Source organism: Pseudomonas sp. E141 (assembly GCF_052659885.1).
Genome location: NZ_CP084024.1, coordinates 2,527,890 through 2,550,054, shown reverse-complemented (window position 1 = coordinate 2,550,054; position 22,165 = coordinate 2,527,890). Strand labels below are relative to the sequence as shown.

General features: G+C 59.9%; 21 protein-coding genes. 3 read left to right on the top strand and 18 right to left on the bottom strand.

The genetic code is table 11. The features are described 5' to 3' along the window. Together GKKCFE_RS11445 and GKKCFE_RS11440 are read left to right on the top strand one after the other, a co-directional pair. Positions 1 to 429 carry an Sbal_3080 family lipoprotein gene (locus GKKCFE_RS11445; RefSeq protein WP_047226464.1) on the top strand — a complete coding sequence of 143 codons (429 nt, stop codon included), beginning with the start codon at positions 1 to 3 and terminating at the stop codon, positions 427 to 429. Beyond that, positions 426 to 857 carry a DUF2846 domain-containing protein gene (locus tag GKKCFE_RS11440; protein ID WP_223194328.1) on the top strand — a complete coding sequence of 144 codons (432 nt, stop codon included), beginning with the start codon at positions 426 to 428 and terminating at the stop codon, positions 855 to 857. The genes GKKCFE_RS11445 and GKKCFE_RS11440 overlap by 4 nt, the downstream gene beginning before the upstream one ends. Positions 858 to 878: 21 nt before the next feature. On the opposite strand, the gene GKKCFE_RS11435 is transcribed toward GKKCFE_RS11440, so the two are convergent. From GKKCFE_RS11435 to GKKCFE_RS11390, 10 genes are all read right to left on the bottom strand, one after another. Continuing rightward, positions 879 to 3,119, bottom strand: a complete 2,241-nt coding sequence (locus GKKCFE_RS11435; RefSeq protein ID WP_188250874.1) for a xanthine dehydrogenase family protein molybdopterin-binding subunit — start codon at positions 3,117 to 3,119, stop codon at positions 879 to 881. A 12-nt stretch (positions 3,120 to 3,131) separates the two neighbouring features. Next, positions 3,132 to 3,605: a (2Fe-2S)-binding protein gene (locus tag GKKCFE_RS11430; protein ID WP_047226466.1), complete on the bottom strand. Its 474-nt coding sequence runs from the start codon at positions 3,603 to 3,605 to the stop codon at positions 3,132 to 3,134. A gap of 186 nt (positions 3,606 to 3,791) precedes the next feature. Continuing rightward, the gene (locus GKKCFE_RS11425) at positions 3,792 to 5,111 is read right to left on the bottom strand and encodes an OprD family porin (protein WP_076384677.1); all 1,320 of its coding nucleotides are present in this window, start codon (positions 5,109 to 5,111) and stop codon (positions 3,792 to 3,794) included. Positions 5,112 to 5,289: 178 nt separating this feature from the next. Further along, positions 5,290 to 6,120: a phosphodiesterase gene (locus GKKCFE_RS11420; RefSeq protein ID WP_047226468.1), complete on the bottom strand. Its 831-nt coding sequence runs from the start codon at positions 6,118 to 6,120 to the stop codon at positions 5,290 to 5,292. Between the two features lie 25 nt (positions 6,121 to 6,145). Next, positions 6,146 to 7,177, bottom strand: coding sequence for an ABC transporter ATP-binding protein (locus GKKCFE_RS11415; RefSeq protein WP_274090447.1), 1,032 nt, complete (start codon positions 7,175 to 7,177; stop codon positions 6,146 to 6,148). Continuing rightward, on the bottom strand, positions 7,174 to 7,968 hold the full coding sequence (locus tag GKKCFE_RS11410) for an ABC transporter permease (RefSeq protein ID WP_047226470.1): 795 nt from the start codon (positions 7,966 to 7,968) through the stop codon (positions 7,174 to 7,176). Before GKKCFE_RS11410 ends, GKKCFE_RS11415 begins: the two co-directional genes overlap by 4 nt. After that, the gene (locus GKKCFE_RS11405) at positions 7,965 to 8,786 is read right to left on the bottom strand and encodes an ABC transporter permease (protein ID WP_445578035.1); all 822 of its coding nucleotides are present in this window, start codon (positions 8,784 to 8,786) and stop codon (positions 7,965 to 7,967) included. The genes GKKCFE_RS11410 and GKKCFE_RS11405 overlap by 4 nt, the downstream gene beginning before the upstream one ends. A 48-nt stretch (positions 8,787 to 8,834) precedes the next feature. Further along, positions 8,835 to 9,839, bottom strand: coding sequence for an ABC transporter substrate-binding protein (locus GKKCFE_RS11400; RefSeq protein ID WP_047226472.1), 1,005 nt, complete (start codon positions 9,837 to 9,839; stop codon positions 8,835 to 8,837). Then, positions 9,823 to 10,842: a LacI family DNA-binding transcriptional regulator gene (locus tag GKKCFE_RS11395; RefSeq protein ID WP_047226473.1), complete on the bottom strand. Its 1,020-nt coding sequence runs from the start codon at positions 10,840 to 10,842 to the stop codon at positions 9,823 to 9,825. Before GKKCFE_RS11395 ends, GKKCFE_RS11400 begins: the two co-directional genes overlap by 17 nt. A gap of 100 nt (positions 10,843 to 10,942) precedes the next feature. After that, complete coding sequence (locus tag GKKCFE_RS11390; protein ID WP_160892716.1) at positions 10,943 to 12,154, bottom strand: MFS transporter; 1,212 nt, start codon at positions 12,152 to 12,154, stop codon at positions 10,943 to 10,945. 152 nt (positions 12,155 to 12,306) lie between these two features. Between GKKCFE_RS11390 and GKKCFE_RS11385 the strand changes: the two genes are divergently transcribed. Continuing rightward, entirely contained in the window at positions 12,307 to 13,188 is an 882-nt protein-coding gene (locus GKKCFE_RS11385) for a LysR family transcriptional regulator (RefSeq protein WP_439125859.1), read from the top strand. Positions 13,189 to 13,229: 41 nt separating this feature from the next. On the opposite strand, the gene GKKCFE_RS11380 is transcribed toward GKKCFE_RS11385, so the two are convergent. The 8 genes from GKKCFE_RS11380 to GKKCFE_RS11345 all read right to left on the bottom strand — a co-directional run bounded on the left by GKKCFE_RS11380 (position 13,230) and on the right by GKKCFE_RS11345 (position 22,038). Next, positions 13,230 to 14,009, bottom strand: coding sequence for an SDR family NAD(P)-dependent oxidoreductase (locus GKKCFE_RS11380; RefSeq protein WP_417692523.1), 780 nt, complete (start codon positions 14,007 to 14,009; stop codon positions 13,230 to 13,232). A 75-nt stretch (positions 14,010 to 14,084) separates the two neighbouring features. After that, positions 14,085 to 15,344, bottom strand: coding sequence for a TIGR02270 family protein (locus tag GKKCFE_RS11375; RefSeq protein ID WP_445577857.1), 1,260 nt, complete (start codon positions 15,342 to 15,344; stop codon positions 14,085 to 14,087). A gap of 15 nt (positions 15,345 to 15,359) precedes the next feature. Continuing rightward, a complete protein-coding gene (locus tag GKKCFE_RS11370) occupies positions 15,360 to 16,226 on the bottom strand; it encodes a hypothetical protein (RefSeq protein WP_171061378.1) in 867 nt (288 codons plus the stop codon). Beyond that, positions 16,226 to 17,143 carry a DUF4150 domain-containing protein gene (locus GKKCFE_RS11365; protein WP_139050321.1) on the bottom strand — a complete coding sequence of 306 codons (918 nt, stop codon included), beginning with the start codon at positions 17,141 to 17,143 and terminating at the stop codon, positions 16,226 to 16,228. The genes GKKCFE_RS11370 and GKKCFE_RS11365 overlap by 1 nt, the downstream gene beginning before the upstream one ends. Continuing rightward, a complete protein-coding gene (locus GKKCFE_RS11360; protein WP_047226480.1) occupies positions 17,140 to 18,192 on the bottom strand; it encodes a beta-ketoacyl synthase N-terminal-like domain-containing protein in 1,053 nt (350 codons plus the stop codon). The genes GKKCFE_RS11365 and GKKCFE_RS11360 overlap by 4 nt, the downstream gene beginning before the upstream one ends. After that, complete coding sequence (locus GKKCFE_RS11355) at positions 18,189 to 19,331, bottom strand: DUF2169 family type VI secretion system accessory protein (protein ID WP_047226481.1); 1,143 nt, start codon at positions 19,329 to 19,331, stop codon at positions 18,189 to 18,191. The genes GKKCFE_RS11360 and GKKCFE_RS11355 overlap by 4 nt, the downstream gene beginning before the upstream one ends. A 12-nt stretch (positions 19,332 to 19,343) precedes the next feature. Next, positions 19,344 to 19,796, bottom strand: a complete 453-nt coding sequence (locus GKKCFE_RS11350) for a DUF6484 domain-containing protein (protein ID WP_047226482.1) — start codon at positions 19,794 to 19,796, stop codon at positions 19,344 to 19,346. A gap of 16 nt (positions 19,797 to 19,812) precedes the next feature. After that, entirely contained in the window at positions 19,813 to 22,038 is a 2,226-nt protein-coding gene (locus GKKCFE_RS11345; RefSeq protein ID WP_445577856.1) for a type VI secretion system Vgr family protein, read from the bottom strand. Positions 22,039 to 22,165 lie beyond the last annotated feature (127 nt).

The window sequence follows — 22,165 nt, the reverse complement described above, 5'->3', positions numbered from 1 at the left end:
GTGCGGTTTAGAGCGCTTACGATTGGTTTTGTATTGATACTGGCCGGGTGTACCAACATTAAAGTCGAACCGGTGGAGCGCCAATATCAAATTTCGAAGATTTGTATTGAAGAGAATCCAAAAGTCGTCGTTGGCGACTTTGTCGATGGCTTGCAACTCCTCTTACGCAAGCACCATATCGAGAGCCAGCTCTACACCAGATCTGTGCCGAGCACCTGCGAGTACCGTTTGACCTATACCGCGATTCGCTCGTGGGATTTTTCTGCCTACCTGTCCGATGCCAGTATTTCTCTTTATAAGGGCAATCAAAAAATCGGCTTTGCGCACTATCATCTGACGGGGGAGGGAGGATTCGATCCGTCTAAAATGGCAACGGTCGAGGAAAAAATGGAGCCGGTAATCAATCAGTTATTGGGGCAGAACAAATGAGCGCGACAATAAAAAAAATAACAGGGCTGGTGCTCCTGCTCCTATTGACCGGCTGCGGCCATACAACTTCCAACCAACCCTATTTCGACCCTCCGTCGCCACCTCAAGGTAAGGCGCTCGTTTATCTGGCGCGGACGCATGTCATTCAAGGCAGCTTTTATGACAGCATATTCAGCATTAATGACAGCGCGGTAGTGGGCCTCAATGAACGGACCTATTCCTGGGTCTTCGTGAGCCCCGGCCAGCACAAGATAGCTGCTGGACAGAACAACCATCCCCGAAACGTATTCCTGAACCTGCAGATTGAAGAGGGTAACGAGTATTTCGTTGAATACACTCAGGAACACATGGTTGAGCTTATTCGGGCTCGGAATACGCAGGAAGGAAAAGCAATGGTAAGGGGTTACTCGTACATCCCCGTACGATAGTGAATCTGGAGATACACTCCATCACGTCATCTTGAACGGCAGCTCACGCATCGGCTTGCCCGTCAGGCTGGCAATGGCATTGGCAAAAGCCGGAGCCAACGCCGGCAGGCCGGGCTCGCCCATCCCGGTGGGTGGTTCGGCGCTTGGCACGATGTGCACGGCAAACTCCGGCATGTCGGTAATGCGTGGAACGCTGAAGTCAGCAAAGTTGCTCTGCTGCACGACGCCGTCTTTCAAGGTGATGGCGCCGCCCGGCAGGCACATCGACAATCCCATCAGCGCTGCGCCTTGCACCTGAGCTTCAACACTGCGCGGGTTGACCACCAGGTTGCAGTGCACACCCGCAGTCACTTGGTGCAGCACCGGACGGCCACTCTGCACCGACGCCTCAACGACATAAGCCACCACCGAACTGAACGACTCGTGCACCGCCACGCCCCAGGCATGGCCAGCCGGTAGCGGGCGTTTGCCATATTCGCTCTTGTCCACCGCCAATTGCAGCGCTGCGCGATGGCGCGGGCTTTGATCGGCGAACAGCTTCATCCGATAGGCCACCGGATCCTGCTTGGTTGTACGGGCGATCTCATCGATCAAGGTTTCCATCACAAAAGCCGTATGGGTGGAGCCTACGCTGCGCCACCAGAGGATGGGGACGTTGACTTTCGGGTGATGGACCGTCAGGCGCATCGGCAGCGGATAAGGATCACGCATACCTTCCGTGGCGGTGGGGTCGATGCCGTTCTTCACTTGGCCACCAAACACGGTGCCGGTAAGAATGGATTGCCCGACCAGGGCGTGATCCCAGGCCAGTACCTTGCCGGCGTCGTCAAAACCGATGCGCGCGCGATGCAGGTGCATGGGGCGATAGTAGCCGCCCTTGATGTCGTCTTCCCGGCTCCAGAGCGTGCGCACAGGCGCGTCAAGCCCCTCAGCGCGGGCGGCTTTGGCCACTTCGCAAGCCAGCACGACAAAGTCGCTGGTGGGCACGCCGCGCCGGCCAAAACCACCGCCGGCCGTCTGCACGTTCAGCTGGATTTGCTCGGGCTTGAGATTCAGTACCTTGGCGGCCGCCGCACTGTCGCCGCCGGGAAACTGCGTGCCGACCCACAGTTCGGCGCGTTCTTCGCCGAGCTGGACAGTACAGTTCAACGGCTCCATGGGGGCGTGGGCGAGGTAGGGGAATACGAACTCAGCTTCCAGTTGATGCGGCGCGGTTGCCAGCGGCGTCATGTCGGCATCGAAGCGCAGTGGGCCGGGCTGGCCGGCCAGCTCCCGGTACTGGAGCAATTGTTTTTCGCTGTCCACCTTTTCGACCGACGCCAGGTCCCACTCCAGCTTCAAGGCATCGCGCGCGAGCTTCGCCTGCCAGTAGCTATCGGCGACTACCGCGACACCTTCGGCGCCGCCGTCCAACGGCACGCGCAATACCGCTTTCACGCCCCGGGTGGCGCGTGCCGCGCTGTCATCCAACGAAGCGATTCTGGCACCGAACACCGGCGGGTGCGCGACCACGGCAGTGAGTTGCCCTGGCAGATGCATATCGATGCCGAAGTCCTGCTGGCCGCTGCTCTTGGCCTTGGCATCGATGCGCGTGGTGGCATGGCCAATGATGCGAAAGTCCTTGGGGTCCTTGAGTGTCACCTTTTCCGGCACAGGCAGCGCCATAGCGGCCTCGGCCAATTCGCCGTAGCTTGCCTTACGGCCCGCCGGGCCGAGCACCATGCCGGCTTGGGTGCTCAGGCTGGCCACGTCCACGTTCCAGCGTGCTGCCGCCGCCGAGAGCAGCATGGCACGAGCACGGGCGCCAAGTTCGCGGTACTGGGTATAGCTGTTCTTGATCGAATTGGAGCCGCCAGTGAGGTGTATACCAAAGATGGGATCCTGATAAGCAGCATCACCGCTGCCGTTGCGGGCTCGCACCAGACTCCAGTCGGCATCGAGCTCTTCGGCAAGAATCATCGGCAGGCTGGTTTGCACGCCCTGGCCGAATTCCAACCGGTTGATCGTCACGGTGACTTCGCCGTTGGGCGCGATCTGTACGAATGCCGAAGGTTGCTGATTCGGCTTGAGTGGTACTGCGGCGTCGCCGTTGGCCTCTTGCGCCAAGGCAAGATGAGGAAAAGCGCCCAAGGCCAGACCGCCGATGCCGACAATCTTGAGGAAACTGCGGCGGGGAAGGGTGGTAGGGCCGTCAGCCTGATCGCGCTCAAGCATGTGCTGTAAAGTGCGGGGAATCTCGTCTGGAAAAATCTCGTTCAACATGGCGAACTCCGGTCAGGCAAGGGTTTTGGCGGCATCTGCCACGGCAGCGCGGATGCGCGCGTAAGTGCCACAGCGGCAAATGTTGCCGGCCATCGCCGAGTCGATTTCGGCCGCCGTAGGCTGCTTGCCCTTGGGCTGGGCTTTGAGAAACGCTGTCGCGCTCATGATCTGGCCGCTCTGACAGTAGCCGCACTGCGCCACGTCGTGTTTGACCCAAGCCTCATGCACGGCGGTGCCGACCGGGTCACTGCCATCTGTGGCCGCCTCGATGGTGGTGATCTTCTTGCCTTGGGCGGCGGCGATTGGCGTCACGCACGAACGAATGGCCTGACCATCCAGGTGAACGGTGCAGGCGCCACACAGGGCTGCACCACAACCAAATTTGGTGCCGGTCATGCCCAGCGCATCGCGCAGGGTCCAGAGAATCGGGGTGCCTGGGTCTACGTCGACCGTATACTCACGGCCATTGATGTTGAGGGCGCTCATAGCGATTCCAGCTCCAGAAGGTTTGACTCTGGATAACTATAGGAAGCAATTCTGGGGGCTGGTTGCATAATCCGCGCGGATGATTGCCCAATCGTGCGAATCTGCCGACGTTGGGCAAGCGCTGAATAAAGAGCCAGGAGCGTTTCACGCGAGTTCGACGCCCTGGCCCTGAATTGCGCTGGATGCTTACATCAAGGGAATGCTGTAACTCACGATCAGGCGATTCTGGTCCTGGTCGCGAGCCACTTCGCTTCGGGACATCGCGTTGCGCCAGCCAAAACCCAGGTTCTTCAGCGTACCGCTCTGGATCACATAGTCCAGGGAGATATCGCGCTCCCACTCACTGGCGTCCTGACCGCTGGCGGTCTGGATATTGTCGCCCTTGAGGTACATCACCGACGCCTTCAATCCCGGCACGCCAAGCGCGGCGAAGTCGTAGGCATACTGGGCGAACGCCGTGCGCTCACCCGCCTGGATGAACGTCTGAATAGTGCGGTCGGTGTAGAGATAAAGGCTGGCGCCGGCTTCGCCTTTACCCACCAAGCCACCCTGGTTGAGTTGGGCAAAGTTGCTGTCTTCGGAAACGCTTTGATAACCCGCGGTAATGGCATGGCCGCCCAGCGAGTAAATGAACGCCGCACTCCAGGTATCGTTGTCGATTTCCCCGCTGCCGTCCTTGGTGTAGCCGCCCAGTTTGTAACCACTGGCGCGACCGGCGGCGCTGCTGTTCTTGCCATCGGACGTGGTCTTGAAGTAGCGCAAGTCGGTTTTCAGCGAGCCGTATTCGCCCAGCGGCAATACATGCAACAAACCGGCGAAGTGCTGTTGGTAATAGTCTTCGAGATTGGCGTAGTAATACTGTGCAGTCAGGTCCTTGGTCAGTTTGTAGTCGCCACCGGCAAAGGTGAATTTATTGCTTTCCTGGCTGCCGCCCGCAACGGCCAGCCCGGCGCGGTCACTCGATGCACGCCCGGTGGCGTGTTCCAGTTGGCCGGCGGTGAACGTCAGGTTGTCGATTTCATTGCTGGTGACTTGGCCACCTTCGAAAGTTTGCGGCAACAGACGGCCATCGTTGGACACCAGGATCGGCAGTTTCGGTTGCAAGGTGCCGTAACGCAGTTCGGTCTTGGAGACGCGCATCTTCGCCGTTGCGCCGAGACGAGCCCATTGGTCGGCAGCCTTGTCACCGTCGTTGGGAAACATCGAGCTGCCAACATGGCGACCCGCGCCGCTGTCGAGTTTCAAACCCAGCAGGCCGATGGCATCCAGACCAAACCCCACAGTGCCGTCGGTAAACCCGGACTGATAATTGAGCATGAAGGCCTGTCCCCATTCCTCAGTCTTCGAGGGCGCGGCGGTACCGTCACGGTTATCGTTGTTGAAGTAGAAATTGCGCAAGTTCAAGTTGGCTTTACTGTCGCTGACAAAATCAGCAGACGCCAACGGGCTCAAGACAATACACACGCCGCCGGTTAATAAACTCAGTACGTTGAATAGAGCTTTCATCAGGACGAACTCCAGCGCGGAACCTTTGTTCCGGGCACAGTGAAAAGGCAGCAGGAAGCCCTCGGCCGATCACATGATTGGCCGATGCGTTCAATAACTCGTTAGAAAATCTTCAATGAATAGAGTGGGGTAGGGATTAAATCTCCAAAGCAGGTCATCAGTGAAAGTCCCTGGGTTATCAGTCGATCAATCCATGAGCGTCATAAAACGGATACGGTCCGGGATACTCGCCAAACACGCCGTTATGGGTCACCAGTGCCTGCCCATGCCAGTGATGCAGCAGATACCCCGGCGGTTCCAGATTGAAATGCGCGGGAGCGGTTGGCTGTAGATCCAGGACGATCTGATGTGAGGTACCGGGGCACACGCAACTCAGGCTGCCGCCGAAACGCCGTTGCATCGACCGATGCAAATGCCCGCACAGCAAGCGCTCCACCTGCGGGTGTCGGGCAATGACCTGCTCCAGTGCCGCCGCGTTGATGAAGGGTTCACGGTCCATATGGCCAATCCCGCTTACAAACGGCGGGTGATGCAGCACCAATAGCGTCGGCGCATCGGGACGACAGGCCAGTTGTTCATCGAGCCAGCGCAACTGGCTGTCCAGGAGCTGACCGCCATGGGCACCGGGAATGGTGGTGTCCAGGCCAATAAGGCGTAGCGGATGCTCCTCCACCACCCAGTCCAGGGGGGCGTCAGCCCGTATCGGTAGGTAGCTGTGGTCGGCAAATGCCGCCCGCAAATGCTCGCGATTGTCATGGTTACCAGGCACCAGGTAGCAAGGCATGTGCAGGCGCGCCAGCTCAGGGTGCAGCGCGGCATATTCATCAGGGCGACCGAAGTCCACCAGGTCGCCACTGACCACCACGATGTCGGGACGCGGCACCTGGGTGTTCAAATGATCCACCGCACGACGCAATGCAGCGAGGGTATCGACAACGCCGTAAGTCAGTTTTTGTCCGGCTTTAAGGTGCAGATCGCTGATCTGCGCGATGAGAAACGGATGATTCAAAATAAGCCCTCTGCAAACACAAAGATCACGATGACAGGGTGAACAGCACTTGTGGCTCGACGGCCAGGGCAATCAGGGCACCGGGGGCATGGATAGCGCTATCGGTGCTGTCCACCAGCAAAGGCTGAGTCGCACCCACATCCACCAGCAGACGGCTTTGAGCCCCCTGGAAAAACTGGCCCACCAGACGCCCGTGCAGATGGCCCTCACTGTCCATCACCCGCAAATGCTCGGGGCGGCAATAGACAGTGGCGGGTAGGTCGGCGCCATTCCATGGCAACTCACCGCCACTGACCTTCAAGCCATGGGGCGTGTGCTCGATCACCGAAAAAGCATTGAGATTGCCGACAAAACGGGCGACGAACGCGTTGGCAGGTTGCTGATAGATGTCCCGCGGGCTAGCCAGTTGCGCGACGCGGCCATGCTCCATGACCAGGATGCGATCCCCCAGCGCCATGGCTTCACCCTGATCGTGGGTGACGAACACGGCGGTAATGCCCAAACCGCGTAGCAACTGGGCCAATTCGCTGCGCAGGCGTTCACGTAATTGCGCATCCAGTGCCGCCAACGGTTCGTCGAGCAGCAATACCCGGGGCCTGGGTGCCAGGGCGCGGGCGAGGGCGACTCGTTGGCGCTGACCGCCGGACAACTCGTGGATACTGCGCTTGCCGTGATCCTGCAAGCCGACAAGTTCCAGCAACTCCAAACAGCGCTTGTTACGCTCGGCGGGTGACACACCGCGAACTTTCAGGCCGTAAACAATGTTGCCGGCCACATCCAGATTGGGAAACAGCGCATAGTTCTGGAACACCATGCCCACGTCGCGACGTTCGATGGGGAGGCGGGTGACGTCGCTGTCGCCAAAAAATACCTGGCCCACGTCCGGACGCTCCAGACCCGCGATCAGGCGCAGGGTGGTGGTTTTACCGCAACCGGACGGGCCGAGGATCGCCAGGGTTTCTCCAGCCTCAATGGTCAGGTCCAGGTCATGTACGGCAACGGTGCCGTCAGAGAACGCCTTGCGACAACCCTTCAGGCGAATAGTGGTTCCGCTCATCGATTTGCTCCACGGGAAAGGCGCGCGCTGATGGCCTGCAATGCAACAAGCAGCGGCACAATCATCAACAGGAATATAAGGGTGTAGGCGCTGGCGACTTCCAGCCTGGCCGAGGCATAGCTGTCGGCCAGGCCCACCGGCAAGGTTTTGGTCATCGGGGTATGGAGCATCCAGGTCAGGTTGAACTCACCCAACGACAGGGTGACGACCATCAAGACCCCGGCGAGAATCCCCGCCCGACAGTTGGGCACCACCACGCTGAAGAAGCGCCGGACCGGCCCGGCACCCAGGCTCGCGGCGGCTTCTTCCAGGATCGGCAGGTGCTGGCGTTGCATCACCGCCATCACCGGGCGCACCAGAAATGGCAGAGTGAACAGCACGTGGCCGACGAGAATGAATAACCAACTGCTGCGAAACCCGCCGAACTGACCATAGGTGAGCAGCAATGCCAAGGCACTGGCCAGACCGGGCATCGCCACCGGCAACACCATCAGTTCCTCGAACGCGCGGCTAAAGCGGTTGTTCATCCGTACCAGGGCGTAAGCCGCCGGCACACCCACCACACAGACACACAGCGCACAGGCGGCGGCCAGTTGCAGGGACAGCCAGACCGTCGGCGAATACGCCTGCCAGACCTGCAGCAGCCAGTCGAACGTCAGGCCGCTGGACAGCCCTTGGAAGTAATTGCGCGTCAGCCCGGCGAGCAGTGACATCACCACAGGCACCAACATGAAAGCGCACACCAGCAAGGTAAACACCAGTTGCCCGACAAACAGCGTTGAGCGTTTCACAAGACTGTCCTCGAATCTTTGGCCAGCCGCCGGGCCAGCAACAGAACCACCCAGGTCACCAGCCCCAACACCACCGACAGCGCAGCGGCCACGGCGAAATTGGCGTAATTGGTAAACACGTTGTAGATCGCCACCGGCGTCACGTTGAGCCGGGTACCCAGGGTGAAGGCGGTACCGAACGCGCCCATGGAGGTGGCAAAGCAAATCGCCCCGCAGGAGACCAATGCCGGCGCCAGGCCAGGAACAATGACATCACAGAGCACACGCCAATGACTGGCCCCCAGTGAACGAGCGGCCTCTTCCAGGCTGCGATCCAGGCTTTCACAGGCAGCCATCACCGTAAGAATCACCCGCGGAATCGAGAAGTACAGGTAGCCGATGCACAACCCCATCAACGAGTAGGCAAAAATCCAGCGCTCACCCACCAGGCCGAGACCCAGGGTGGCGAACAAGCCTTGGCGGCCGGCCAGCAGGATCACCAGAAAACCAACGACCACGCCGGGAAATGCCAGCGGGAAGGTCAACAAGGCGACAAGTACCGAACGGCCGAAGAAACGTTGGCGACTGAGAAAAAAACCACTGAAGCCGCCCACTAACAACGCCGCGAGGGTCGTTGCCAGTGCCAGCAGGCAGGTCTGCGCCAGACTGCCCAGGTATTGCGCGCTGCTCAGCACCTGCCAATAGCCGCTGTCGCTGCCATCGCGACTTTGCCCACCGAGCAAGACCAGGTGCGCCAGCGGCAACAACCAGAAGGCGAACAGCACCGCCGCCGCGGGCGCAAGCGCCCAGGCAGCGGTCGGCCGCAAGCGCGGCACCATGGCCCAGCCCGACCGTACGTCTCGGGCTTTTACTGCCGAGACGGTCACTTACTTGACCTCGCTCAGATAACGTGCGGAAAAGGCTTCCTGCGCCGCGGCCATCTGCTCGTAGTTGACCACACCGGCCCGGGCGTAATCGCTGTCGGGCAGGAACTGCGCGGCGACATCGGCAGGCATTTTCATTGCCCGCACCGGTCGCAGGTACGCCTTGGCCCAGAGCGCCTGGCCTTGCTCGGACAAAACGAAATCCAGGACCTTCTCGGCGTTGGCCCGATGGGGGGCGTTGTCGACGATGCTCATCACGTAAGGCACGCTGATGCTGCCTTCCTTGGGAATCACAAAGGCAACGTTGGCCTTGTCTTTGTAACGAGCCCGATAGGCGTTGAAGTCGTAGTCCACCAGAATCGGCAACTCCCCGGACAGCACCCGCGCATAAGCCGTCTGCTTGGGCACGATCGGTGAGTTTTTCGCCAGCTTTTTGAAGTAGTCGATGGCTGGGGCGAAGTTATCCAGATTGCCGCCCATGGCCTGGTTGATCGCTACCGCCGAGACGTACCCAACGAAAGCACTGGACGGGTCAAGGTAGCCGACCATGCCTTTGTACTCAGGCTTGAGCAGGTCGGCCCAGCTTTGCGGCACGGGCAGACCGCCCAGCGCATCGACGTTGACCATGATGCCCAGGGTGCCGGAGTGAATGGCAAACCAGTGTCCCTCGGGGTCCTTCAAACCCGCCGGGATCTGCTCCCAACCCTTGGGTTTATACGTGCCGACCACCTCGGCTTTTTGCGCCTGCAAACCGAACGTCACGCCGTAATACACCACGTCCGCCACCGGCGCGGCCTTCTCGGCGACCAGTTGCGCCAATGCCTGTCCAGAGTTCTTGTTGTCCAGCGGAACCTGCACGCCAGTGGTATCGGCAATCGCCTTGAGCTGCGTGCCCCAGTCGGCCCATTCTGGTGGACAGTTGTAGCAAATCGCCGTTTCGCCGGCATGAGCCAAGGTGGCCGCACCGCATAACAGCAGTGTCGCCAGGGTTTTACGCAAGTGGAACATCAAGCGTCTCCTCGTAGGGTTGAGTACTTTCGCCCGGCCGGATATGACAAGGCAGGCAATGGGAAACCGGGGTGGCGCCAGCGATCTGCGCCAACAATTGATCAATCACGGTGCAGGCCAGTGCCTCGATGGGCTGAACAACACTGCACAGCGTCGGATGCATCTGGGTGCCGAGGGCGATGCCGTCAAAACCGATGACCGAGAGTTGCCGAGGCACTTGCCAGCCGTTGCGGCGCAGTTCGGCGATCAAGCTGATGGCCAGCAAATCGTTGGAACAAACCAGCGCACTGAGCGCCTGGGGGCCATGCAATAACGGCTCGATAGCGGCGAAGTCAGCCTGGGTATGGGCGGGCATTTCAATCACCGGCAGGCTGGCGAGACCGGCTCCATGCATTGCCTCGCAATAACCGGCATAACGCAGGCGAGCACGGTCCGATTGCAGGGCAGGGCCGGCGACCATGCCAATCCGAGTGTGCCCGGCGTCCAGCAGATAACGGGTGGCGAGCGCCATGCCGGCGCGGTTGTCCACCGACACCGCGCTGTAATCCGGATTACCCGGCTGGTGATAAGCCAGCACAAAAGGCGTGTCCTCGCTGTCCAGGCTTTGCAGCACCCGGTTGCTCTCGGCGTCGGTTACCGTGAGGACCAGCCCATCGACACGCTGTCGCAGCAACTCCTCGACGACCGCGCTTTCGCGCTCGCTGCTGTAATCGGTGGTTGCCAACAACAGGTTGTAACCATGCACGCGTGCAGCACGCTCCATCGCCTGAAACTGTTCGGCGAACACCGGATTGAGCAGGTTGGGCACCACGACACCGATCAGCTTGGTCACTTGCAGGCGCAGTTGGCGACCAAGACGGTTGGGCCGAAACCCCAGTTGGCGCGCTGCGGCGAAGACCTGTTCACGGGTAGCCGGACGGACCACTTCAGGGGAGGCAAAGGCTCGCGCCGCGGTTGCCCGCGAAACCCCTGCCAGCCGTGCAACTTCTTTCAAATCAGTCATTGTCACTCGCTTGAGATCGATCTCATTGGCGAGGACAGTACTCAGGATGTATGGCGTTTCGACGACGCAGTGATGACGATTTGATGTCAGTTGCTGCTATCTATCGTTGAGGGTCTGCTGCAAACCCATACTGCCGGGCGGACCACACCACCGCCAACGTCAGCAGCAAGAGCGCGACCAGCACAGGCGCAAACGCAACGACACCCAGATGATCGAGCAGGATGCCCCCCACGATCCCGCCGCCGGCAATGGCGACGTTCCAGGCCGTGACCAGCATCGACTGGGCGAGATCCGCCGCGTCTCCGGCCGTCTTGGCAATTGCCGTTTGGAACAACGTCCCGGCCCCGCCAAAAGCGACTCCCCAGGCCGCCACGGCGGTGTAGATCGCAGCAAGGCTGTCGCTCATGGCGCCCAGTGTCAGGGCCGAGATGGCGAAAAGTGCCGTGCTGGCAAGGGTCAATGCCCGTAGATGGCGATCGATCAGCACGCCGACGACCCAGATGCCCAGCAACGAGGCGCCCCCGAAGACCAGCAGCACCAGGTCGATCCGCTCGCCCAGGCCTGCCGCCATCAGGAACGGGGCGATATAGGTAAAGAGAATGTTGTGCGCCAGAACAAAGGCCAGCACCACACACAGCACCGAGCGAACGCCTGGCAGGATGAAGACCTGGCGCAAGGCAAGGCGTTTGTCGGTGGTTTGCCCGGGAAAGTCAGGCACTTTGAGTCGCACCCAGACCATCAAGGCGACGGCGAACAAACTCATGATGGCGAAGCTCATCCGCCAGCCGATCAAATTACCGAGCAAAGTGCCGGCCGGTACGCCCAAGGATAACGCCAAGGGTGCGCCGACCATGGCAATTGCAATCGCCCGACCTTTCTGGCTCTCGGGCACCATGCGGGCGGCATAACCGGCCAATAAGGCCCAGAGCAGCCCGGCCGATACGCCACCCAGCAAGCGGGCAACGATCGTCAAGCCGTAATGGGACGAAAACGTTGTGACCGTATTGGCCACGGCAAAACCGGCAATCGCCAGCAGCAAGAGCGACCGGCGCCGCATGCCTTGGGTCGCGGCCGTCAAGGGAATGGCCGCCAGCAAGGACCCTATCGCATAGACCGTGACCAACTGGCCGGCGAGGGCTTCGGAGATCGCCAGCCCTTCGCTGATCTGGGAGAGAAGGCCGGCGGGCAAGGCTTCGGTGAGAATGGTCACGAACGCCGCCAACGCGAGGGCGAACAGTGAACCGATGGGGAGCGGCGCAGCGTCTTGAACGACCTCGGCATCGGCGTCGATATGGGTATTGGCAATCGTCATGTGTCACCTGCTTGGCGCGCTTCTGACGCGCCGGATGGCGGCGTCAATCGCAGATTGATAAGTGTCGACTACGGTAAGTGCCGCTCTTTGGCGAGACAAGAATGCTAGAGTGCGCAACACATCGGAAAAAATGTCCGCAATGGGAGCCTGGCGTGGAATCACTGAGCGGGATTGATTTTTTTGTTCGCGCGGCCGAAACCCGCAGCTTTTCAGAGGCGGGCAGGGCGCTTGGCATTTCGTCTTCGGCGGTGGGTAAAAGCGTGGCCCGGCTCGAGGAAAGGCTGGGGGTGCGGCTGTTTCATCGCAGCACGCGCAGTATCACGCTGACGGCAGAAGGGACGCTTTTCCTCGAGCGTTGCCGACGCATTCTCTGCGAAGTCGAAGCGGCCGAACTGGAACTGTCGGAAACCCGCAAAGCGCCGCGGGGCAAATTGCGCGTGAGCTTGCCTCTGGTTGCAGATTTGGTCATGCCGACGCTGATGGCTTTCATGCGCCGCTACCCCAGTATCGAATTGGACCTGGATTTCTCCGACAGGCTGGTGGACATCATTGAGGAAGGTTTTGATGCCGTCATTCGGACCGGAGAGCCAAACGACTCCCGGCTGATGTCCCGCCCGTTAGGCGCGTTCAAGCTCGTCGTGGTCGGTTCGCCCCGGTACTTCGCCGAACACGGCACACCGCAGGTGCCGGCGGATCTGCTGCGCCATGCCTGCCTGCTATACAAATTCCCCAGCACTGGCAGGCTGCAGGTCTGGCCGGTGAACGGGCAAGGGCAGTCCGATCTCAACCTGCCGACCACCCTGGTCTGCAACACCACCGAGGCGTTGCTGTACGTCGTGCGCGATGCATTGGGGATTGCCTGCGTACCGGATTTCACCGTGCGCGATGCCATCGTCGCCGGTGAGCTGGTTACCGTCCTCGACGAGTTCAATCGGCATCAGAGCACCTTCCGCATGCTCTGGCCCTCAAGCAAGCACCTGGCGCCGAAACTGCGGGTGTTCATTGATTTCATGAGCAGCGAATTGTTCAAGTGACTCACGGGGATATGTCCCAACCCTGTAGGAGCCTGTTCAGATCAAGGGGCCTTGTTCTCGACCAAACAGTTTCCACCATCCACCACGATGACTTCGCCAGTGAGGTAGCTCGCCTCTGAAGACGCCAGGAAAGCAACCACTGCAGCCACCTCTTCGGGACGTCCGGCCCGGCCCATCGGCGTGTAACCTGCCGCCTTGGCTTCCTCGGCTGTGGTCGACCCTGTGGTGATCCAGCCGGGAGCGACGCTGTTTACAGTGATCCCTTGCTGGGCGACTTCAAGCGCCAGGCTCATGCTCATTCCTACCATCGCGGCCTTTGCGGCGCTGTAAGCCGCTTCACCGGGGTTACTGCAGCGGGTGCCGGTAGTGGAACTGATGTTTACGATGCGCCCGTAACGGCGCGCCCGCATGCCGGGCAGAACGGCCTGTGTAAGCAGAAAAGCCGTGGTCAGATTTCGCGCCAGGGTAAGGTTCCAGGTGTGCAGATCCATGGTTTCCAAGTCGGAAAAAAACTCCGGGCTTCCTTGCATGGCCATGCCCGCGTTGTTGACCAGAATATCGATCTGCCCCCAGAGTGACTCTGCCCATGGGATAAACTCACGCACCTGATGCTCATCGGTAAGATCGATGGCCCGCCCTTGGACTTCGAATCCTTCGGCACGCAGTTCTGCGACCCGATCATTGATTCGCGCACTGCTGGCGGTGACGATCAGTCTGGCACCTGCAGTCCCCAGTCTGCGCGCGATGGCCATGCCGATCCCAATCTCACTTCCAACCCCGCTGACAAGGGCCACAGGGTTCTGTCCGGTTGCGTTTGGCATGGTGTCTCCAGAGGGGTGTAAGTAATGATCAGGAGTCGGAGCCTGATTTGCGTTTGAGCTATATAACCACCCTGATCAACGCCCGAACACCCCCGTCCTCCCCAACAACTGCTGTTGCCGCCAGGCCGGTGCGCTGGTGGGAAAAAGCACTTCGTTTGGTCGAAAACGGGCGACACCGCAGGCGGCAGCGATGCGCTGGCGTTGCTGGCCGTGGGCAAGGGCCTGCCGAAAACTGGCTTCGCTCTGCCTTTGTCCCAGCACATAACCGACGCCCGCCTGGAAATCGCCGCCATGGGCCTGCCACCAAGCGGTGATGAGCTGCGGGTCGGGCCAGGGTAGATTTTCGTCGGGGTCCATAGCCACGTTGGTGTCTTGCGGGTCATCGTTCGGGCCGGCGTCGAAATCGGGCAGGTCCTGCAACTCCAGATCAAGCAACGCCAGGTCAGCGCCGGTGATCAGGCTGAAGGCTTCACCGGCGACCCGGGCATAGGGCAGGTCGCTCATTTGCTGGATCAACCACGGTACACAGACCGGGTCGCCCAGCAGCCCAAGGGCCTGGATGCCGATGCGCCGGTCCCTGGGATCCTGTACCAACTGGCGTATCCAGGCGATGCTGGGCTCGCGTTCCTGCCAGGCCAGCAATACGCAGAGCGCGCGATACTGGAACTGGCCCGGTTGCCCGGCGAATTGTCGCAATGGCTCCAGGGCTTGCGCGTCGCCCATCTGTGCGGTGGCCCAATTGGCCCAGAAGCGCGTGGCGGCATCTTCATGCTGGCGGTGGGTACGAATCGCCGGGAGCAGGTCACGCCGGCGCAGCTCGCTCGCCGTGCGGGCGGCACGTGCCAGCACGCTGGGGTCGGCGTGGGACAGTTCGGCCAGCAGGGTAGGGCCGGGATCATGGCGATGCATCCCGCAGGCCGCCAGGCCGAGGCGGTGAAACAACGGCTCAGGGGAGGCGAACATGCGCTCGATCCAGGGCGATATACGCTCCCAGTCGAGCCACCCCAGGGCCATCAGATAACCGCGCTCCGTTTCTGACGCGCTTCGCAAATGATCGCTGAGTCGCGACAACATCTTCGCATCGGCCGCCTCGAAGGCCAGCAACACACTGGCGAACGTCTCGCCGACGGCGTGCGGACCGAGCTGGGCCAGCAGGATTTCCAGGCCCGTTGAGCCGGCGATGCGCAGGCCATCGAGATGGGCATCGATGCGCTCGTCCAGTTTGCTGAGATCATCAAGGTCGTAGTGGGGGGCGCGCACGGCGTGATCGTGCAGGAGGATGAGGAAGCAAGCTTCTTCGGCATGTTGCTCGATCATTGAGGAGATGGGGAGCATGACGTCTCTGTCTTGTTACGGCACCAGGTTTCCGAAGAAGTAACGTTTACCGACTTCGAACTGCAGGGGAGAGGCCATGTATCGGTCCAGGACAGCGGCCGCATTCAGCGGTTGAAAGTCGCCATTTTTCCCATAGAAACTGGAGCAGTCGACGCCGGAATACACCTCGAATTTTCGCCTCCAGATGAGAAAGTTGCTCCAGTCGATCCATTCATCAGTGCCTGAAGGAACCAGGGACTTTCTCATGACCCAGACTTGTTTGTTCATGTCGACGGGCATGCCACCGGAGATCGAGCAGCGATCGCTGCCATAAGCGTTCTGCAGTTCGCTCAGTCGTGAATCGACAGCCGCTTTGTATTCGATTTCGTTCAAGCCACTGTCAAAGAACTCGGGTTCGTTTTCGATGGGGTCAAGAAGATTGCTTAAATTGGCTTCCACGGCGGCTCGGTCGGCCCGACGGGCAAACGTGCGCCATGCCTCAACCATGAAAGGTATCAGCCACAGCACACCAGACCACTGCGCTGCCAGGCACGCCTCGATACGCAGGTAGGTGGGGCCTTCGAGTATGAGCTCGGCAAGGAAATCCAGGTCGGTGTCGAGTCCTGCATCAGCGGTCAGACCGAGGCAAGCCGATACCAGCGTTGGATCGCAATCAGGGTCCACTATCCATTTGCGCAGTTGGGATACATGGCTGTAATCGCCATGCTTGGCTTGCTCCAGAATCGCAGCAAGTGCCATCCACGGGTCGTCTTTCTTCCAGCCGTCAGGCGACATTACTTCTGCCGGAGCGCAGCCGCAGTAGTGATAGCCACGCCCCTTCCAATAGAAGCTGTCTTGAAGAAAACCGGGTCTTTGAGTGTGCTTGTAATTAGAGGTTTTCATCATTCAGGCCTTGGAAAACTATTGATGCGTGTCTCTTGAAGTGAACTGAGCTCTCCTTCGAGCTTCTCACACTTCTTGCCAGTCGGGGCGAGATTCCCTTGCCCGGCCGGACAACCTCCGGCCGCCTTGGGGACTCTATGCGCCACCGGTTCTCCCTGACCCACTTCGGTTTTCCAACGCATATAGCCTGGCCTGTTAATCGCCCAATCATTTTCAATGTTGGCTTTCTCTCGTTTGCTCGTTACGTAGTACTTATTGCATCCGCTCGGTTGCTTTCCGGCAGGTGGCAACAAGTGCCTGCACTTGGGGTTTGCCCGGACTTTGGCGAGGACGGCGGCGTTCTGAGGATTTTGTGCGGTGCCGTAGAATTCGTCTTCCGTCATGTACTCCCCGTTCGCTTGAGCCTTGGAGTGCGCCGCGCCGCCACAACATTCACATTTGTGTTTGCCTGGCACCTTGGCGTCTTGTTGCACCGGACTGTATTTGGCGGTGTTGACCATGGGGACGACCGCATTCGCTGCGGGACTGGCATGATTCGATGTGGTGAGGTCGGTATGTCGGTCTACGTTCTGGCCTTCGAAAAGAACATCCATTGACCATGAAACAAAATAGGTCTTACCGGTGATGACGTGAGTGATGACACCGGCACCCTGGCTTCTTGTGGCGGCTTCATCGCCCAGTGGGGAGGTTTTATAGAAGGAGCGATTTTTTAACATGATCTCCTTGTTTTCGATCTTGACGGTCTTGCTGCCTTTCTTCATGTCCTTGGAAAACGAGGTGTCCGGATAGGGCACCGGGATGGGTCCTGCGGGAGGCGGTGGTGGCGTCAGGCAGACATCCGGGAATGCCGCGATGACCTTGCCGCCACCCGCTTTGCATGCAATCTCATCGCCATTTGCATAAACGTCGCAGCTCATAGGGGCCCCTGGGGTCGACTGAGGTCGCGCACGACGGCGGCGGCGCGTGCACCGGCCAGGGCACTGCTCAGACAGATCGCGGTGGTTCCCGGTGCATAGCCTTTGCGAAACGCCTGGTCGGCGAGTATCAACTGGACGATTCCAGCAATGGCCCCGGTGTCACCCATGGCCTCTGCCCAATGCCACAGTGGCTGATCCTCTTTTCGGACGGTCCGAAAAAGCCGGGCCTCCATCAGCGGAAGTTCCTTGAAGCCGTATTGCTCGCCCGTGACATCGGACAGGCGCAGATCAATTTCATGCAAACCCAGTCTGGCCTGTGCGAGCGCCGTGCGGGCGGCGTCGGTCAGCCCGCCTGCTCGCAGGGGTTTGTTCGACAAAAGCGGTGCCTCTTCTTGCCCGAATCCCAGGCCTGAGATTTCCAAGCAGGTGCCAGGTTGCCGATAGGCCTGAATCAAGATGGCCGCGGCCCCTTCGCCAGGAAACAAGCCGTCATTGTGAGTGGCCGTTTTCAGCCGGCGATGCTGGTCCAGCCATTGCAGCGTCAAGGCGCTGAGCAGCGAGTCGACACCCGCCACCACGCAGGCAGGCGCACGGGTTTCTTGCATCAATCGACTGGCTTCATGAAGGGCATGCATGCCGGCAACCTGGCCGGAGGGGATGACCCTGGAGTGGGTTGGGTGGAACTGTATGCCCAACTTGGAAGATGCGTCGTGTATGACGGTCTGGGCTATTCCCCTGATATCGATTCCGGGGCGCTCCGGTTCAGCCAGGCACAGGAGAAAGGGCACTTCTGTCCAATCCAGCTTCGGCGCACCCTGTATCAACTCCACCAGTGCATGCAGCATGAGCCCGGACATACGCGATGCTGCCGGCAGCGCCAGGTCGAGACTGGACACCGTCGCGCCGATGATGGGTTCGCAAGCGTTGTCAAAAAACGGCAGCTCCTGGAGCGCTGACAGTCCGGCGCGCTTGGCAGCACAGGCACTGGCGACGCATAGGCCCACAGGGCAAGCCATGCCCATGCTGGTGATGAAAAGGGCCGGCGTCATAACGCCTCTTCTGCGGGAGGATAAGCTTCCTTAGTCCACGCGATGAGTTGAGCCAATGACTTGAAGTGTTGCTTTCCTCGCATGCGTTCTTCGTTGGCCTTGGCCTGTTCGAACTGATCGGCGCTTTGCCCGACGATGACCTTGGCCACTTCCTTGATGTTGCGCCCGAGCGGCGCAGAAGCTCGCCATGTCAGGAGCAGCCGATTCGCGTCCGGCTCCAGAATCACGGTGTCGACAACGGCTGCCGTTTCCCGCGTGCTGTCATCGTGAAAAACCAGGAGCACCGGCAGTTTCAAGTTTGTCGGAAGCCTGAATGCCGTCCGGCCTTTATCGTTGAGATTGAGCAGCGCAACTTCTTCGCCACCTTGCGGGTAGTCAATTTGCTGATCCTCTGGTGCGCACTGGAAATAACGCAGGTCAAAATCTTCCGGCAGAAATGGAAACTGATGATCAAGCCACGCCTGATCATAAGTGCCGGCCCATCGGATCCGCTGTTGCCAGGCTCGACCGATCGGGCCGAATGCCATCGGTTTGTAATTCCCATCGGGCGTGGTGACGGGCCTGTCCAGTTCTTCGGTATTGGGCAGCGGCAGACCATTTATCCGGGCAGTGTTTGCACTTGGGTAAAATCCGACCCCTACAGGGTTCCAGGGGTACCACTGATGTTGAGTGGCGTCGGCATGCGTGCGGTCCACCCCGCCAAAAGCCTGGGCATAGGAAACAGGCATTCTTGTGAAGGGAACAGGCCTGGTTGTCGAGTGTGAGAGGGCGCCCTCCACATAGACTCGTGCCCCCACGACTTTGAATGCTTTTACCAGCGTCCCGACTTTCAGGGCTACGTTCAGCTCTGTTACCGGCTCTCCATTGGGTGCGTAGCAGTGTCCATTGAGCAGGACATCGCAGCGTGGCTTGTGCAGTGCAAAATCGTTTTCGTATAACGCAGCTGATTCGCCCGGTTCCCCTGGGAACACATCAGCCATGATCAGCGGAGCCTGTTGTTCCAGCAGGCGAGGTTCATGTCCAGGATGATCAGCAATGCCGTAGGTTCCTTTCGCCACCACGACCAGCCATTCACGGCCGGTTTTATCGGTTGAGGTGGTAAAGCCGCCGACGAGGCGGGTCTTGTTTATCAATTCCATGGCGTCACTGCCTCAGTTGATCTGTACCGAGCCGCCCTTGATCCGGTTCACTCCAGATGATCGGCTCGAGAGGTAGGCGCCTCGGATCAGTACCTTGCCTTCACGGGTAAGAGTGATGCTGGCCTTGCCGCAACGCAGGACGATTTCCCGTTCTGCGGTGAACTCCAAACGCTCGCCGTCCAGGTTCGCGACGGCGCGGGGCGTGGTTTGCGGCAGGCGCTGGATGCGACCGATCACCAGCGGCCGGGCCGGGTCGCCGGCCTCGAACATCAGCGCGACCTGGGCGCCGATGTCTTCGCGACTGAGCGGTGTGGTGGTGCGCGCGGCGAGCCCCGCGTCATCGGGGCAACCGGGAAAAGCCACCACTGGAGCGTCGGCCAGGGGCACATCCAGCAGCACACCAATCACGACGCCCTCCACGCGCACGGGCGTGGAGGAGGGGGCGAGGTGGTATTCGACGGTCATAGCGCACACTCCATGGCTAGTTCTGCAGAATCTTCTGGCCTTTGACGACAACGTTCCTGTTGGCCTTGATGTTGATGGCGCCGGAGCCGTCGATGGTGATGTTCTTGCCGCTGATCACGATGGTGCCGTCCTTCTTCATGGTGATGCTGGCCGCGCCCGTCGTCAGGCTGATGGAGTCGCCGGCGTTGAGGACAAAGTTCTTGCCAACGTCCAGGCTGTCGTTCTGCTTGATGTCGGTGGTGCGGTTGCGTGCGACGTCGCGGGATTCGTTCTGGCCGATCTGGGTACTCTGGTTGCCATTGATCTCGATACCTTCGTTGCCTTTGACCGTTTCGTTGCGGTTGCCGATGATGCCGATGGTCTCGTTACCGCCCACGTCCTCGGTGCGGTTGCTGACGATGGTGATGCTTTCGTTGGCACCGACCTTTTCCGTGCGGTCCGCACCTATGGTGATGGTCTCGTTGCTGCCCACCTTTTCGGTGCGGTTGGCGCCGATGGTTATTTTCTCGTCGCTGCCCACATCTTCGGTGCGGTTCACGCCGATGGAGATGGTTTCGTTGTTGCCGACGGTTTCCTTGCGGTCGACGCCGATCTTGATGGTTTCGTTGTTGTCCACGGTCTCAGTGCGGTCGTGTTTGACGTGCACGGTTTCGTCGTTGTCGATGGTCTTGCTGCGGTCGTGGCCGACCCAATGGGTCTCGTCGTTCTCGACCTCGATGTCCTGATTCTTCTCGGCGTGGATAAACAGTTGTTCCGCGCCTTTCTTGTCCTCCATGCGGATCTCATTGAAGTTGGCCTGTGAGCCGTCCTTGCTTGAACGACTTTTCACGCCACTCTGAGTGGCATTGGCTGGCAGCTTGTAGGGCACGGTCTGTTCGACGTTGTAGACGCGACCGGTGATGATCGGCCGGTCGGGGTCGCCTTCGAGGAAGCTGACGATCACTTCCTGACCGATCCGCGGGATCTGCACCGCCCCCCAGTTTTTGCCAGCCCAGGCTTGGGACACGCGAATCCAGCAGGAGCTGTTTTCGTTGGATTGGTCATGGCGATCCCAGTGGAAATGCACCTTGACCCGGCCATACTGGTCGGTCCAGATCTCCTCGCCACTGGGGCCAACCACCACGGCGGTCTGTGGCCCGCGGACAATGGGCATGGGCGTCAGAGGGAGAGGGCGGAAGGCTTGGCTGGCATCCATGCAGTCCAGCTCGCTGACGAACTGTTCGGCTAAATCTGACTGTCCGCTTTCATAGACTTCCTGACGGATCTGATAGCGCGCGACCACCACCAGGTATTCGCGATTCTGGTCCGCACGGTCGTAACCCGTCAGTGTGAACAAATGACCGGAGCCCAACCCGCGGGCCCGGCCGCGCAACTGCACGCGCTCGAACTGGCTGTGAATAGCTTCGATGCGGGTGCGTGCGTAGTGATCGCCATCGTTGCTCTGCAGGTATTCACCGGGGTAGTCATACAGCGGATGGTCACCGTTGCTGTGGTTGCGTACCACGCTGGAGCGCACCTCAAGGCTGGCGCGCGGGCGCAGGAAGTCATAGTCGTTCAGCGCCAGCGAACCCGGCTGGACTTCCCGCGCCAGTTGCCAGTCATAGAAATGATCGCGTTCGCGCATCTGCCGATCGGGCGGATAGAAGGGCACCGAGTCGTAGTCCGCTGGCGTGGAGTGAGCACCATAGGCGTCGGCCAGCACCAGGACATGACGCTCCTTTTCATGGCGGAAGTAGTAATAGATGCCTTCCTGTTCCATCAGCCGACTGACGAAATCGAAGCTGCTTTCGCGGTACTGAACGCAGTATTCCCACTCACGGTAGCTGGCGCTGAGGCTGTCTTCAAAATCAGAGAAACCGAGGTCGCGAAACACCTGCTTGATGATGTCCGGCACGGTCTTGTTCTGGAAAATCCGACAGTCCGAGGTCCGCGTGAGCAGCCAGAACCATGGCCGCAAACTGACGCGGTAACCCGCGAACTGGCCGTGACCGGTCAGTTGCCGGCAGCTGCTGATAATGCCGTGGAAATAGCGTTTGCCGCCGTTGTACAACTCCAGGGTCAAACCCATCGGTTTGCCCAGCAACTGATCGAACTTGATCGCCCGGTCTTCGGAGGTAAGGTCCAATTCGTAGTGAAACAACCGCCCCAACTCTTCGCTGCCATCCATGCTCTGCAACAACAGGACATCGCCACCGAGAGGACTGTCGACCTGTACCAGACGGTTGTTTTGGGTGATTGCCATCTACGGCTTCCTTGGCTCGTGTTCGGGCATCCGTTCGCCGTAAGGAAGGCAGCGGCGTATCAGCAATACCGGCCAATGACGGCCCCTCAGATGTTCAAGATAGGTGACCGGTGGTCGCTGATTTAGG

Excerpts from the sequence above, each read along its gene's own strand:
- GKKCFE_RS11440 (WP_223194328.1), top strand. The coding sequence starts at position 426 with ATGAGCGCGACAATAAAAAAAATAACAGGGCTGGTGCTCCTGCTCCTA.
- GKKCFE_RS11435 (WP_188250874.1), bottom strand. The coding sequence starts at position 3,119 with ATGTTGAACGAGATTTTTCCAGACGAGATTCCCCGCACTTTACAGCAC.
- GKKCFE_RS11430 (WP_047226466.1), bottom strand. The coding sequence starts at position 3,605 with ATGAGCGCCCTCAACATCAATGGCCGTGAGTATACGGTCGACGTAGAC.
- GKKCFE_RS11425 (WP_076384677.1), bottom strand. The coding sequence starts at position 5,111 with ATGAAAGCTCTATTCAACGTACTGAGTTTATTAACCGGCGGCGTGTGT.
- GKKCFE_RS11415 (WP_274090447.1), bottom strand. The coding sequence starts at position 7,177 with ATGAGCGGAACCACTATTCGCCTGAAGGGTTGTCGCAAGGCGTTCTCT.
- GKKCFE_RS11405 (WP_445578035.1), bottom strand. The coding sequence starts at position 8,786 with ATGGTGCCGCGCTTGCGGCCGACCGCTGCCTGGGCGCTTGCGCCCGCG.
- GKKCFE_RS11400 (WP_047226472.1), bottom strand. The coding sequence starts at position 9,839 with ATGTTCCACTTGCGTAAAACCCTGGCGACACTGCTGTTATGCGGTGCG.
- GKKCFE_RS11395 (WP_047226473.1), bottom strand. The coding sequence starts at position 10,842 with ATGACTGATTTGAAAGAAGTTGCACGGCTGGCAGGGGTTTCGCGGGCA.
- GKKCFE_RS11390 (WP_160892716.1), bottom strand. The coding sequence starts at position 12,154 with ATGACGATTGCCAATACCCATATCGACGCCGATGCCGAGGTCGTTCAA.
- GKKCFE_RS11380 (WP_417692523.1), bottom strand. The coding sequence starts at position 14,009 with ATGCCAAACGCAACCGGACAGAACCCTGTGGCCCTTGTCAGCGGGGTT.
- GKKCFE_RS11375 (WP_445577857.1), bottom strand. The coding sequence starts at position 15,344 with ATGCTCCCCATCTCCTCAATGATCGAGCAACATGCCGAAGAAGCTTGC.
- GKKCFE_RS11370 (WP_171061378.1), bottom strand. The coding sequence starts at position 16,226 with ATGAAAACCTCTAATTACAAGCACACTCAAAGACCCGGTTTTCTTCAA.
- GKKCFE_RS11365 (WP_139050321.1), bottom strand. The coding sequence starts at position 17,143 with ATGAGCTGCGACGTTTATGCAAATGGCGATGAGATTGCATGCAAAGCG.
- GKKCFE_RS11360 (WP_047226480.1), bottom strand. The coding sequence starts at position 18,192 with ATGACGCCGGCCCTTTTCATCACCAGCATGGGCATGGCTTGCCCTGTG.
- GKKCFE_RS11355 (WP_047226481.1), bottom strand. The coding sequence starts at position 19,331 with ATGGAATTGATAAACAAGACCCGCCTCGTCGGCGGCTTTACCACCTCA.
- GKKCFE_RS11350 (WP_047226482.1), bottom strand. The coding sequence starts at position 19,796 with ATGACCGTCGAATACCACCTCGCCCCCTCCTCCACGCCCGTGCGCGTG.
- GKKCFE_RS11345 (WP_445577856.1), bottom strand. The coding sequence starts at position 22,038 with ATGGCAATCACCCAAAACAACCGTCTGGTACAGGTCGACAGTCCTCTC.